Origin of the sequence: Streptococcus nidrosiense, from assembly GCF_042140045.1 — a bacterium.
GTDB lineage: Bacteria > Bacillota > Bacilli > Lactobacillales > Streptococcaceae > Streptococcus > Streptococcus nidrosiense.
Map to the genome: position 1 here is coordinate 1,423,591 of NZ_CP152419.1, position 13,058 is coordinate 1,436,648.

Annotated in this window: 13 protein-coding genes and 2 pseudogenes; 3 read left to right on the forward strand and 12 right to left on the reverse strand. The window is 34.7% G+C overall.

All coding sequences use genetic code 11. The features are described from left to right. Positions 1–180 precede the first annotated feature (180 nt). The 8 genes and pseudogenes from AAFQ93_RS06750 to AAFQ93_RS06785 all read right to left on the reverse strand — a co-directional run bounded on the left by AAFQ93_RS06750 (position 181) and on the right by AAFQ93_RS06785 (position 7,660). Positions 181–681 carry a hypothetical protein gene (locus AAFQ93_RS06750; RefSeq protein ID WP_375554984.1) on the reverse strand — a complete coding sequence of 167 codons (501 nt, stop codon included), beginning with the start codon at positions 679–681 and terminating at the stop codon, positions 181–183. Continuing rightward, complete coding sequence (locus tag AAFQ93_RS06755) at positions 678–1,301, reverse strand: ATP-binding cassette domain-containing protein (protein ID WP_216730612.1); 624 nt, start codon at positions 1,299–1,301, stop codon at positions 678–680. The genes AAFQ93_RS06750 and AAFQ93_RS06755 overlap by 4 nt, the downstream gene beginning before the upstream one ends. Beyond that, positions 1,298–3,280: an ABC transporter permease gene (locus tag AAFQ93_RS06760; RefSeq protein WP_375554985.1), complete on the reverse strand. Its 1,983-nt coding sequence runs from the start codon at positions 3,278–3,280 to the stop codon at positions 1,298–1,300. Before AAFQ93_RS06760 ends, AAFQ93_RS06755 begins: the two co-directional genes overlap by 4 nt. Before the next feature lie 65 nt (positions 3,281–3,345). Continuing rightward, entirely contained in the window at positions 3,346–3,684 is a 339-nt protein-coding gene (locus AAFQ93_RS06765; RefSeq protein ID WP_375554986.1) for a hypothetical protein, read from the reverse strand. Positions 3,685–4,100: 416 nt separating this feature from the next. Then, a pseudogene (locus AAFQ93_RS06770) lies at positions 4,101–4,469 on the reverse strand (ATP-binding cassette domain-containing protein); the annotation flags it as partial. Positions 4,470–4,762: 293 nt separating this feature from the next. Next, positions 4,763–5,035 (reverse strand): PspC domain-containing protein, encoded by a 273-nt coding sequence (locus AAFQ93_RS06775; protein ID WP_049503317.1) that lies wholly within the window; start codon positions 5,033–5,035, stop codon positions 4,763–4,765. A 59-nt stretch (positions 5,036–5,094) separates the two neighbouring features. Next, complete coding sequence (locus tag AAFQ93_RS06780; protein ID WP_375554987.1) at positions 5,095–5,544, reverse strand: SprT family protein; 450 nt, start codon at positions 5,542–5,544, stop codon at positions 5,095–5,097. Then, on the reverse strand, positions 5,531–7,660 hold the full coding sequence (locus AAFQ93_RS06785; protein WP_375554988.1) for a Tex family protein: 2,130 nt from the start codon (positions 7,658–7,660) through the stop codon (positions 5,531–5,533). Before AAFQ93_RS06785 ends, AAFQ93_RS06780 begins: the two co-directional genes overlap by 14 nt. An 827-nt stretch (positions 7,661–8,487) precedes the next feature. Between AAFQ93_RS06785 and AAFQ93_RS06790 the strand changes: the two genes are divergently transcribed. Genes AAFQ93_RS06790 through AAFQ93_RS06800 form a run of 3 tightly spaced genes read left to right on the forward strand, consistent with a single transcriptional unit; the run spans position 8,488 to position 10,337 of the window. Next, positions 8,488–8,619 carry an SPJ_0845 family protein gene (locus AAFQ93_RS06790; RefSeq protein WP_000268695.1) on the forward strand — a complete coding sequence of 44 codons (132 nt, stop codon included), beginning with the start codon at positions 8,488–8,490 and terminating at the stop codon, positions 8,617–8,619. Next, positions 8,620–9,525 (forward strand): permease, encoded by a 906-nt coding sequence (locus tag AAFQ93_RS06795; protein ID WP_375554989.1) that lies wholly within the window; start codon positions 8,620–8,622, stop codon positions 9,523–9,525. Next, on the forward strand, positions 9,522–10,337 hold the full coding sequence (locus AAFQ93_RS06800) for a TIGR03943 family putative permease subunit (RefSeq protein ID WP_375554990.1): 816 nt from the start codon (positions 9,522–9,524) through the stop codon (positions 10,335–10,337). Before AAFQ93_RS06795 ends, AAFQ93_RS06800 begins: the two co-directional genes overlap by 4 nt. Positions 10,338–10,476: 139 nt before the next feature. Here AAFQ93_RS06800 and AAFQ93_RS06805 read toward each other — a convergent pair. The 4 genes and pseudogenes from AAFQ93_RS06805 to aguB form a co-directional block, all read right to left on the reverse strand. After that, positions 10,477–10,890: pseudogene (locus AAFQ93_RS06805) on the reverse strand (type II toxin-antitoxin system death-on-curing family toxin). Then, positions 10,887–11,123: an AbrB family transcriptional regulator gene (locus AAFQ93_RS06810; RefSeq protein WP_223140986.1), complete on the reverse strand. Its 237-nt coding sequence runs from the start codon at positions 11,121–11,123 to the stop codon at positions 10,887–10,889. The pseudogene AAFQ93_RS06805 and the gene AAFQ93_RS06810 overlap by 4 nt, the downstream one beginning before the upstream one ends. A gap of 376 nt (positions 11,124–11,499) precedes the next feature. Continuing rightward, the gene (locus tag AAFQ93_RS06815) at positions 11,500–12,123 is read right to left on the reverse strand and encodes a tetratricopeptide repeat protein (RefSeq protein ID WP_375554991.1); all 624 of its coding nucleotides are present in this window, start codon (positions 12,121–12,123) and stop codon (positions 11,500–11,502) included. A gap of 57 nt (positions 12,124–12,180) precedes the next feature. Continuing rightward, positions 12,181–13,056: an N-carbamoylputrescine amidase gene (gene aguB, locus AAFQ93_RS06820; protein WP_375554992.1), complete on the reverse strand. Its 876-nt coding sequence runs from the start codon at positions 13,054–13,056 to the stop codon at positions 12,181–12,183. Positions 13,057–13,058: the final 2 nt, after the last annotated feature.

Below are 13,058 nucleotides of genomic sequence, written 5' to 3' on the forward strand. Positions count from 1 at the left end.
AAATTGATGATGCGATAGACCTAACTTTATATACACATGATACACATAAGTAAACTGAATGTCATTGTCTTCTACAGGAGTATTTGTAAGTTTTATCAACTAAAAAGCGCGATTATTAAGATAAAATACTAGTATTAAAAATTGACTTTTTTTCTATCAAAACAGGCAAATAAATCGCAATCACTTACTTTTTTCTTTAAAAGATTCATATATTTTTTTATATAAGCCTTTTATATCTTTTTTCTGAGAATTCAACTCTTCTTTGCCATAGTCAAAATTTGCTACTACAAATCCCTCGTCAGCATCAGAAAAAGTAAAAAATTCTATTTCAATGAGTTTATTATGCTTAGAGTCCTCTATAGTGTCTCCTAAATTATTATTAAATTGCTTCACTTCTTCTTCACGAACTCCGAACCCAAAAGCAGCACCATTTGCAATAATGTTTGAAAATACTTCTTCTGAAGACGCTACTTCTTTCACAGTTATGAAGTATGTAGCTTCTTCCGTTTCTACTTGTTTCACTTTATTCCATTTTTCTGTATCACTAGAAGAAACCGTATAAACTGTTAACTCCAGTGTTGGTTTATTGGTATTTTCTTTTATGATCATTTGTTTTCCAAAAAGGAAGATGGCAAGTAACCCAGCTACTAAGATCAAAGCAATATAAATTATCTTTTTCATACATTATCCCCTATATCTTTCATATCAATGATCACATCAACTTTGTTATAGACAGCTGGATCATGCGTAGCGATAATAACATATTTATCTTCATCTCTTTCATTTAATAATAAACGAATGATTTCTTTTCCAATCTCACCATCTAAAGCTCCTGTGGGCTCATCTGCTAAAATAATTTTACGTGGTTTCATTAACATTCTGGCAATAGCTACACGTTGAGCCTGCCCTCCAGACAATTCATATATTTTTTGATGTAAATAGTCGCTCGACAGTCCTACTTTTTCAAGTACATCAGTTATTATTTTTTTGTCTTTAGTGATAAGTTTCAGATTATCATATACTGTTTTGTTTTCGATTAAAGAATAATTCTGAAATACATATCCAACAGTATTTTTAAAAAAGGTTCTTTCTTTTATCTTCCAAATATCCTGTTTATCAACTAAAACGTTCCCACTATCAATTTTTTCTAATCTTCCTATAATATTAAGAAGAGTACTCTTACCAGAGCCAGAACCCCCAATCAATGCATAGCTTTTTCCAGATTCAAATCTTAAATTTAAGTCTGTAAAGATCTTCTTTGAGCCGAAACTTTTTGAAACGTTCAAAAGGTCAATTGTCATGTTTCATCTCCTTTTAAAATTTTAGTGTAGCTTTCAGATAATTTTTTAAAACTCATGATTATTGACAACATCAAAACTAGTATAGAAGCAAGACCAATATATAGCAGCTCTATTTGCCCTGTCATAAGAAATGTAAATAGAATAACCATTGTAATAATCATCATAAAGTACTTGAGACTTGAAATTGCTATATATGTTTTTGACAGACCCAAAATGATTTTTTTCACATATTCACTCTGTTTTAGGGCAATATAAAGTTGGACATATTGATAAATGAGTATAAAGACAATACTGTAAATTATCTTCTGCAAGATTTGTGAAAGTAGAATTTGGTGCTCTAAGGATCGGATCTTCAAGTTCACAATTTGGTAAACATCTACTGGATTCATTGAAAAATTCAACTGGGTAGCCATCTCATTTATTTTCTTTACCGCCTCAGGACTAAAAAGAGACTTATTAGTTATATTACTAGCCAAAGTAAACTTATTGTTTTCGATCATTTTGTCTGTATCTAACACAACAACAATGTTATCTTTGCTATCTGCTACACTTGGCATTGGTAAAATATCTTTATTTTTATGATCGATATCAGCATCCTCATTGAAATAAAAAATCTTATTACCATCAGGAATTATTTGTACTGCAAGCTCTTCTTTTGTATAGTTTGTTCCAATAAATTGTTCTGCTACAACTGTGTTCTCAATAGATTTCTGGTTTTCTTTCCATTTCTCAGGAATATAGATGGTTGCTATCTTATTATCTAAAAGATGATAGTTTGTTCCATTCACTTTATTTTGTAGATTAGCACCTGTTTGATTGATATAAATCAGATCTTTATTTATTTCTGGATTCGTTATTCCATCATTTTCTAATTGTTTAGAAAAGTCTTCTAAAGCATGAGACGTTTTCATAAAATCTGGAACATAGGCCGAGGATCGTTCTATATATAAATAATCTAAGTTTTTTAAGGAAGCAGCTATCTGTAGATACTGACCATCCGAATCACTTACTTCTCCATTTTTAGCAGAGTTATTTTCAATTCCAAGGAACTCAATCCTTCTCCAGTCTTTTACTGTGTCCCATGGTACTAAATTCTGTATCTGGATGTTAATACTGGATTGACTACTCTTTGTTTCTTGTAAAAAAATTCCTGATACAACGATAATAATCGAAATAATGGCAAGCCATACGACAAAAATAAGCTTGTTTTTCGCCTTGTTTTTGATAATTTCAATGGGCTTTTCAATCTGAATCGTCAACCAAAATAAAACAAAGGTGATGAGATCAATGATTTGAAATAGTATAAAATTCGTTAAAAGCAGAGAGAAAAATAACTTAGAACTATAAGTTAAGAAACCATTTCCAAAAAAAGAACTGTAAGAAATCATCAATAAAGCCATCATAATCAGTTCAAAAATAAGAGAAATGACATACTCTCTTCTTAGATCGTATACAGGCAATCCCAAAGAACGTCGTATCACTCCTTCTTTAATCTGCCTCGTCCTAACAACAAATAAAACAACTAATAAAGTTAAGTAAATGGAACCCATTAACAGTATTCTTAAAGTTCCAGTGAATTGTAACATTCCTCCTATATACCAAGGATAAGCCATATATACAGTTTGCAGTCCTGTCATCGTAAGTGGTTTCAAACTGTCTACATCCATTTCCCCAAGGGTGTAATACATCCCTATTATCGGTACTGACTTTAATTGTTCATTGTTTGCATCATCGAAATTTACATATTTCAACTGTCCCGAACTCTGAACAATCGGCTTGTAAATGGTAACTTTTTCCGTTTTTGATAGGTCACGAATCATTTCGTAAATTTCGTTATTGGAAAGATTGCTTTTTCCTTGAATAGAAAAAGCACCATCAATTGGTAAAGGTATGGGCGTTTCGGTATCGCTAATAGTGACCAGACCAATTGCAGCAATCAAACAAAAGAAAAATCCAATGATACATAATTTTAATTTCATAAGCACTTACCATATTACAAAAGACCCCATCTTATAATCGGGTCTCTTGTTTTCATAAATTATTTTTAAAATCTATAATAATCCCAATATGCATTTAATCGAATATCGCTCCAAGATTTTGTTGCACCTGAATATGCCCATCCATAATCTTTTTTATCGTAAGATTTAACTGTTCCCCAATAATTCGTTACTGAAGATTTTGAACCAATATTATCTGGAGACTTAACAAAGTAATTCGAATAACCATAGCTATCACTTACACCATACTCCCATACATCAATAATCGGATATGGAGCAGGATGTGCTGTAGTTGCACTAACAATACTAGCTGTAGAAGCAAAGCTAAGACTTAAAACACTTGCAGCTAGAAAAACAAACATTTTCTTATTAATTCTTTTTTTCATTTTACTTCTCCTTGAATTAAAATATTTGATAAAAACTCCGTACTAATCCTCTTTTAGTAACTCTGTATTACTTTAATATGAATTGATAATATTTAGGTTTTTAATCACCGTTATGGTATCTAGAATCGTTATAATATTTCATAACTATCCCTCCTTTTTGAAATTGAACACATTTTGATGTAAGTGTTTACATTTTTTATTTTAGTACTTTTTTTGAGGTTTGTCAAGTGTTTTTAAATATATTTTTTTGGAAAATAGGGATATCTATAAAGTAAGAATTTGTAAAACAAACTCATATCCCCCATGTTCTTCAGTAAATGAATATGGTTATGGTACAATTAAAAATGAGCATTCAATCGTAATTATTTCTATATTAAGATCCTTAAAATACATCTTATACCTCTTTCTTATTGGGGTAAGAGATTGTCTCTAACAGAAAATGTAACTAACAAATTGTATTTTTGAAATACAAAACCTAAGGTTCCACAAGGAAAACTTGTTATCTCTTATTTTTATGGTAGTTGTGTTTATTCCATTTAGAAAGAGCTGACATCGAGTTGATTTGTCAAGAATGACAAGAATATTGAGTACTGTTGATTTAGCATAACCAAACTTACCCATGATGGCAAGGTAGTAACCTTTTTCTACAGTCAATAGATGTTTTTCAGAGATTCTACTTGATTGTTTTGAAAACGAGTTTTAGAAATCCTTTGAACGTATTTTAAATCCAAAAGGTCATGATAGACACCTTCTTTATATCCTGTTAATTGATATCGATCTTGCATAATGGTACTATCAAGCTTAAAACGTTCGGTCTCTTTTGAAGTTGGTTTACTGATTTTCTTTATTTACAATTTTTTTAATATTTTTCTCCCTTATCTTACTGTTATAAGTGTACTCTAAAAAATGAGACCATTCCATAACATAACTTTACAAAAGAGGCTTTTAATCTTACATTTTTGTAAGATTAACATATTTTTTTAAAATTTTACTACTATTAGTTTACCACAAATTTTTAAGCAAAACAAAAACCCTTGATACTACAAGGGTTTAATACTTCAAATGAATGGTAATATGGTTACCAAAACCAACCTTCGTCATCATTTATAGGCTGGGCTTCTTTAATCTTGCGTGGGCCTGTTCCATACATTTCAGCTTCGATATCTTCTTTTGTTGGTAGAATAGAAGCTAGGATAATGTAAATAATAATTCCGAGTCCAAAGTTTGCGATTGTAAAAATTGCAAAAAGGAAACGAACTAGGGTTACATCAAGATTCCACTTATCAGATAGACCAGCTAGAACACCTGATATCATACGATTTCTTCTCATTTTATAAAATTTTGTATTCATGATTTGTTCCTCTTTCGTTTTTCTTAATATTAGTATAGCACTAAGCTAAACTGTCTACATCAGTCCTTAGGCCGATTTAACAAGAGGAGTTTACCACGACAGACACCACAACGATAGCGCTTTGTATCAATTTTTCGCTTTCTTTGATATGTTTGATGACAAGCTTGACAAGTATAGATTAAGCTTGGCTTTTTATTAGCACCTGATAAGGGAGGAACAAAGCGTAGACCATTGACCTCTTTTAGAAGCTGCTTAAAGGTTAAATCCTTATGTTGATAGCCCTTACCTTCAAAATAAAGGTGATAATGGCAGAGCTCATGACGGACGATTTTCCGAAACACCTCTATACCAAGTTCTTGATAGACTTTTGGATTAAAATCCAAATGCCCGTCATTTGGAAAGAATCGTCCACCTGTCGACCGCAGACGAGTATTCCACTGAGCTTGATGTTTGAAAGGTTTTCCAAAATCCTCTAAAGAAACTTGTTTGACGTAATCAGTTAGATTCATCTGGAGCAAGGAGCGACAGATTTACTTTTTCACGGTCAGCATCGATTTTCTTCACCCAAACGGTTACCAAATCGCCGACAGACACAGCCTGACTTGGATGTTTGATAAATTTCTTGCTCATGTGAGAGATATGAATCAGGCCATCCTCGTGAATACCAATGTCAACAAAGGCACCGAAGTCAACGACGTTACGGACAACGCCCTCAAGCTTCTGGCCAACTTTCAAGTCTTTGATATCCAAGACATCCTGACGAAGGACTGGAGCATCAAAAGAATCACGGAAATCACGTCCTGGTTTTAAAAGATCTGCAATAATATCTTTGAGAGTTTCTTGACCGAGGTCAAATTCTTGGGCCATTTCCTTGATTGAAATAGATTTGAGTTTGGCTTGTGCTTCTTCATTTAAATCTTTAATGTCCAAACGTTTGAAAAGTTCCTTAACAGCAGCATAGTTTTCTGGGTGAACACCTGTGTTGTCAAGGATATTGCTACTTTCAGGGATACGGAGGAAACCTGCTGCCTGTTCAAATGCTTTAGCACCTAAACGAGGAACTTTCTTGATTTGGGCGCGTGAAGTGATTTTACCTTCTTCCTCACGATACTTAACAATATTTTCAGAGATTGTTTTGTTAAGACCAGCTACGTGCGAAAGTAAGGCTGGACTAGCCGTATTAATATTAACACCGACTTGGTTAACGACTGTATCCACAACAAAGTCCAGACTTTCAGACAGTTTCTTTTGACTTACATCGTGCTGATATTGACCGACACCGATGGATTTGGGATCAATCTTAACCAATTCAGCAAGTGGGTCTTGCAAGCGACGAGCGATTGAGATTGCCGAACGTTTTTCAACAGTTAAGTCAGGAAACTCTTGACGGGCAAGTTCACTAGCTGAGTAGACAGATGCACCGCTCTCATTAACAATGATATAGCTGACCTCTGGAAAATCCTTAAGCACTTCGGCGACAAAAGCTTCACTTTCACGACTAGCAGTTCCATTTCCGATAGCGATGATTTCAACACCGTATTGGCCAATCAAATCTGCCAAATCACGCTTGGCTTCTTCAATCTGACGAGCTGAAGCTGGTTTTACTGGGTAAATGACTTGTGTCGTCAACATTTTACCAGTCGCATCTACGACTGCAAGCTTGGCACCTGTACGAAAGGCAGGGTCAAATCCAAGAACCACGCGCCCTTTAAGAGGTGCAACAAGGAGAAGTTTTCGAAGGTTTTCTGAGAAGAGTTGAATGGCTCCTTCTTCTGCCTTCTCAGTTAGTTCGGTACGAATACGGCGCTCAATAGCTGGCAATACTTTTTTCTTAACAGATTGCTGAATAACTTCGTCAATATAGGCGTTCTTAACTTTGAAACGAGCAGCAAAGAAGGCAAGAATACGGTCCGTCGCATGTTCAAAACCGACCTTTAAGACACCTAGCTTCTCCCCACGATTGAGGGCCAAGGTACGATAACCCTGCATATTTCCAACTGTCTCTGAAAAATCATAATAAATCTGAAAAACCTGCTTTTCATCAAGAGTTTCGTCTTTCAGTTGAGAAGTGATTTTAGAATTTTCAAGGACTTCGCGATAAGTCATCGAACGCAAGTTGACATCCTCAGAGAGAGCTTCAACCAAAATATCAACTGCACCTGCTAAAGCATCTTGTGGAGTCTCGAATCCTTCACATACAAATGCTTCTGCTTCCTTTTCTAGATCAGAAACATTCTGTAGGATTAGACGAGCAAGTGGAAAGAGTCCGGCTTCACGCGCAATGGTTGCCTTTGTACGACGTTTTTCCTTATAAGGAAGATAGAGTTCTTCTACATCTGCTAGTTTTTCAGCTGCTAGGATAGCTTCTTCCAATTCCTTGGTCAATTTTCCTTGTTCTTGAATCTTAGCTAAGACCGCTTCCTTACGATCATTGAGACTGGTTAGACTTTTATCAAGGTCGATAATAGCTTTGATAGCCACCTCATCCAAACTACCAGTCATGTCTTTCCGATAACGAGCGATAAAGGGAATGGTTGCTCCTTCTGCTGTCAAAGACAAGACCGTATCAATTTGCTTTAAGGTTACACCCAAATCTTGGGAAATTTTTTCATATTTTTTATCCATAGAACTATTATACCATAAGGAAATTCATTTTTTTTGAGTGAGTCATTTTTGCTAATATCTAGTATACTAATTTATTTTTTAATTTATGAAAATAAATTAATTATAACATTGATTTTTTTTTTAAAGAGTGTAAAATAGCTATATAGAGATTAGTTTTTCTTTCTTAAAATGTTATGTAACTATTTCAAAAAATTTATTTAGAGAAAAATAACCTTAATGGAGAGCATTTAAAAAAATAATAAAAGAAAAATGGATTATATCATGCAAATTTTCAAAAGCAAAATTCTCAAACAAGATTTGATAACCGCTATCATTAGTACTGTATTTTTACTCCCTCTTCTTTTAGATAATAGTCCAATATCCCAAAGTAATACTAAAATATTTTTATTAACCCAATCTCTATTAATTACAATAGGAGCTAATAAAATCATTCCGAGTATTATAAATTTATCAAATGTAAATGATAGTAAATTACTTAAAAACTTGGAAAATCGTATAACTTTAATCATTAATCTCGTCTGGTTTACACTAATCTTATCAGATGCTTTTTTTCCTCTATTGCAACCTTATATAAAAAACTATTATGATTCTTCATTTAATAATTATTCTCTTATATTTCTCATACTAAGCGGACGATTTTTACCAATCTCCCTTTCTCTAGTAATTTCTAAGCAACTTTATTATTTTTTGGGAAAATTAATACTTTTTTTGAACTTGTTTATAATATTTTACATCTCGTCTCTTCTGCTAATAGCAGTTTTTAAAAAAACACAAAATAATTAGTAACTATAAAAAGATATTTAGAATTTAGAATCGAGGTATGCCCAATGGCTGTTAAATTTACAAAAACTGATGACTTAGACAAAATGTTCGAAGAATTCGCTAAACTCCCTGATTTGAAGCAAGTAACTTTCCCAGACGACAAAGAAAAGAAAGATAAGGCAGAAAAGAAAAAATAGATGACGATTTTTCAAAGTCTGCCTTCGAGTATTTTACAAGCTGGCGCTATTTTTCTATCAATCATCATTGAAGCCCTACCCTTCGTTTTGATTGGAAGCATTATTTCTGGTGCTATCGAAGTCTATGTGACTCCTGAGAAAGTTTATAGATTTCTCCCTAAAAATCGCTTGGGGAGAATCTTTTTTGGTACATTTATAGGGTTTCTCTTCCCATCTTGTGAGTGCGGAATTGTTCCGATCATCAACCGCTTCTTAGAGAAGAAGGTTCCAAGCTATACGGCTGTTCCCTTTCTAGTAACAGCTCCTATCATCAATCCCATCGTACTCTTTGCGACCTATTCGGCCTTTGGTAATTCATTTAAAATGGTGTTACTACGTGCTTTGGGCTCTATTCTCGTTGCTACTATATTGGGTATCTTTCTTGGATTTTTCTGGGAGGAACCTATTCAAAAGGAAAATAGATTGGCTTGTCATGAGCATGATTTTTCTCACTTGACTTCAGGTCAGAAACTTCTTCAGGTCTTCATCCAAGCTATTGATGAATTCTTTGATATGGGGCGTTATTTAGTCTTTGGCTGTCTTTTTGCAAGTATAGTCCAAGTCTATGTTCCAACTCGTATCCTGACATCCATCAGTGCGACACCACTACTTGCGATTGTTCTTCTGATGGTCTTGTCCTTCCTTCTATCCCTCTGTAGTGAAGCGGATGCCTTTATCGGATCTTCTCTTCTCTCTAGTTTTGGCTTTGCTCCAGTGCTTGCCTTTCTGGTAATAGGTCCCATGCTTGATGTCAAGAATCTACTCATGATGAAGAATTATCTCAAAACGCGATTTATTTGGCAGTTCATGACCATCGTAACTCTTGTTGTTCTTGCCTATTCTTATCTAGTCGGCGTGATGCTATGATTCGATTTTTTATCTTATTTGGCTATTTTATCTTAACCCTTTATCTACATCTATCAGGTAAGCTCAATCAGTATCTAAACCTCCACTACTCTTATCTGGCTTATATCACTATGTTTTTATCTTTGCTACTAGCCATTGTTCAATCCTATATTTGCTTCAAGCGTTTGAAAGAACATAGTCACTTACATAGTTTTTCAGCCAAGCTTGCTAGTTTTGTCCTCTTAAGTTTACCCTTGTTAGTTGGATTTACATTTCCAACTGTCACTCTGGATTCACAAACAGTATCGGCAAAAGGATATTATTTCCCTTTGTCGGAAGGAACTGACAAGGCAATCCAAGCAAGTGAAGGAACGAGCAGTCAGTATCTTAAGCCGGATACCAGTCGCTTTTATTCACACACAGCTTATGTAGTCACTGTTCGTAAGAGTGCTGATAAATACTTAACCCAATCAAGCATTGTCATCAAGGATGAGAATTACTTGGAAGTCATGGAAGTTATCTATGATTTTCCAAATGAATTTGAAGGTAAGGAGATCGAGTTTACTGGCTTTGTCTACAATGATCCCAATTACTCTAATAGTCAATTTGTCTTTCGTTTTGGTATCATGCACTGTATCGCTGATTCAGGAGTTTTTGGCCTTTTGACCACAGGAAATACCAATCAGTATGACAATAACACCTGGGTAAGAGTCAAAGGTAAGATTAGCAATCATTATCACAAGGAACTCAACCAAGTCCTCCCAACCCTTGAAGTTCAATCCTTTATCAAGGTTGATAAACCAGAGAATACTTATGTTTACAAAGAATTTTAAAAAGTAGCCTGAGTGGGCTACTTTTTATTGTTAGTAAGATTGAATGTTTGACGTATTCAAAAGATTAGTTTTCTGCATTACAGAATTCTAATACTGTCTGTTTATCTACTTTTATCTTATAGGATTTAAACATCCAAGCTTAATTTTTGCCAATAGCAATAAATGAATGTTCTGAGATCCATTTGGTGTAGCTAGCTAACCTTTCATCTGTTAAGGATTCTACTGCAATAGTTACACACATATCCACCGCTTCTTCAACCGTTACAGAAAAACAATATCCATTCAACTGTAGAAATTTCACCAAAACGAAGAAAGCAGTTCGTTTATTAGCGTTGGCAAAAACATGCTACTTGATCAATTGGACAAATAGTGTCGTTGCCTTATCAAAAATTGTTGGATAAAGAGGTTTACCGGTGACAAATTGTTCTGGTAAATTGACAATCATATTTAAGGCAGAAGGACTAACTGTTTGAATTTTTTCATTAGGTGAATACCGTTGAATTGCTAAAGAATTGATTTTTTCAATTTGTCTTTCTGTAAGATAGACTGTCATTTTCCCACCAAAGCTTTGAAAACATCATCGTATTCGTCAAAAATTTTGTCCAAATTTAAGTCAAAGGCATCATCAGATACATAAGAAATCTGATGTCCAGACTCTTCGGGAGTAAAGATAATTTCACAACTTGGTAACAATTTCTCTTCGTATTTAACACCACTTGGAATATTGAATTCACTTGGAACAGTATTGGTGATTGAATTTCCTTGTTTTCTTGTTTTTACTACCATCTGATTTCCTCCTTTGAAGTATTATAACAAATAATTACCGTAATTAAAATGACAGAATATCAGTCAAAAGAATTCAGCTTGAGAAATTTCTGCTAAGAACTCATCCGAGTATACAGAATAAGCATTTGGATCGGGCGATCTATGGTTGTTCATTGCTTGACCACATCTACAAGTCCATTTTTCCATAATTAACCTCAGTCACGACTTAATTCTTCAAGAAAAAATTGATTGAGAGCTTTCCAGTCTCTTTTATCCTTGCTAACACTAAGTCCATTTTATCAGAATCCTAGGCCATTATCAAAAAATTATTATAGTATCTACAGAAAAAAGCTAGAGTTCCACAATTGGGAACCTCTAGCTTTTGCGTATCTGAGAACTATTTGGTCTCAGACTTTTTATTATCTATTAAAGCTCTAACTTCTTCCGCTCCAATCTCATCTCCCGCCTTGTCGAAGAGTTTAATAGCGTGACTAAAATAATCATAGGATTTACTCGAATCAAGTTTTCGATAAATCTCTCCCAATCCTCTATAAGCACAGGCCTGAGCGATAAGATCATCTGTCTTTAAGGCTAAGTCTAGCGACTGCTGCATATAAAACTCCGCCTCAACTAGTTGACCTAACTTTAATCGTAAATAACCTTGCTCATAGTCATTAACAGAATATTTGAGATAATCCCCTGAAAAATCTTGTTCAATAACTTCTCGCTCTTTTTCGATATAGCTAAGAGCTGTCTGAAAATCATTCATTTCACGATAGACCATGGCCAATTGATGATACGCGATGTGTTCATTTTCACGATCCTTTTCTGTAATAGCCAAGTGAAGATAACGTTGGTAAATCTCTAAACAATCTTCGTATTTTTTTTCGTACAAATAGATATAGCCCATCAGGTTTAAAAGACTGTAATCTTTACAAGTTGCAAGCGAAAACTCCGCTTGAACTAATTGCTTCGCTTCGTCAATCTTTCCCTCAAATAATAATTCCCATGCTTGATTCATTAAAAGGTCTCCTATCTATCCTAAAACGTTAATGGCCTAAACTTAAAATACAACCAATTATTTCACGATATCTTTATACATATCCGGTCTTCTATCTCTAAAGAGACCCCAATTAAGGCGTTCATTTGCTCCTTTGTCAAGGTCATAAGTGGTTAAGAGGATTGCTTCATCTTGTCGTTCAGCTTGACTTAAAATAGCTCCTGTTTCATCGGTCATAAAGGATGAACCGTAGAAATTAAGACTGGAACTTTGTCCTCCATTTTCCTCGCAAGGAGTGACTTCTTCCAAACCATAACGATTAGCAGCAATAACTGGGACAATATTTGCTGCTGCGTGTCCTTGCATGGTACGTTGCCAATGACCACAACTATCTGTATCCAAAATAGGCTCTGATCCAATAGCTGTTGGGTAAAAGAGTAATTCTGCTCCATTTAATGCAAGGCAACGGGCGGTTTCAGGAAACCACTGATCCCAACAGATCCCGATACCAATCTTGGCGTAGCGAGTGTCCCAGACCTTGAAACCAGTATTTCCAGGAGTAAAGAAGAATTTCTCCTGATAATAATGGTCATCTGGTATATGAGTTTTACGATAAACTCCTAGTACTGCTCCATCCGCATCAATGACAGCAATGGAATTGTATAAGACATTACCATCTTTTTCATAGAAACTAATCGGTAAAACGACCTTTAGCTCTTTGGCAATTCCTTTGAAATGCTGAATAGCTGTATTTTCAGACACAGACTGGGCATACTGGTAGTAGTCATACTGACGTTCCTGACAGAAATAGGGACGTTCAAATAATTCTGGTAAAAGAATGATCTGGGCTCCTTGCTCCGCAGCTTGTCGAACCAAACGTTCAGCTGTTTGGATATTAGTATCCACATCCTTAGCGCATTGCATCTGAATGGCTGCAACCGTTACATTTCTCATCT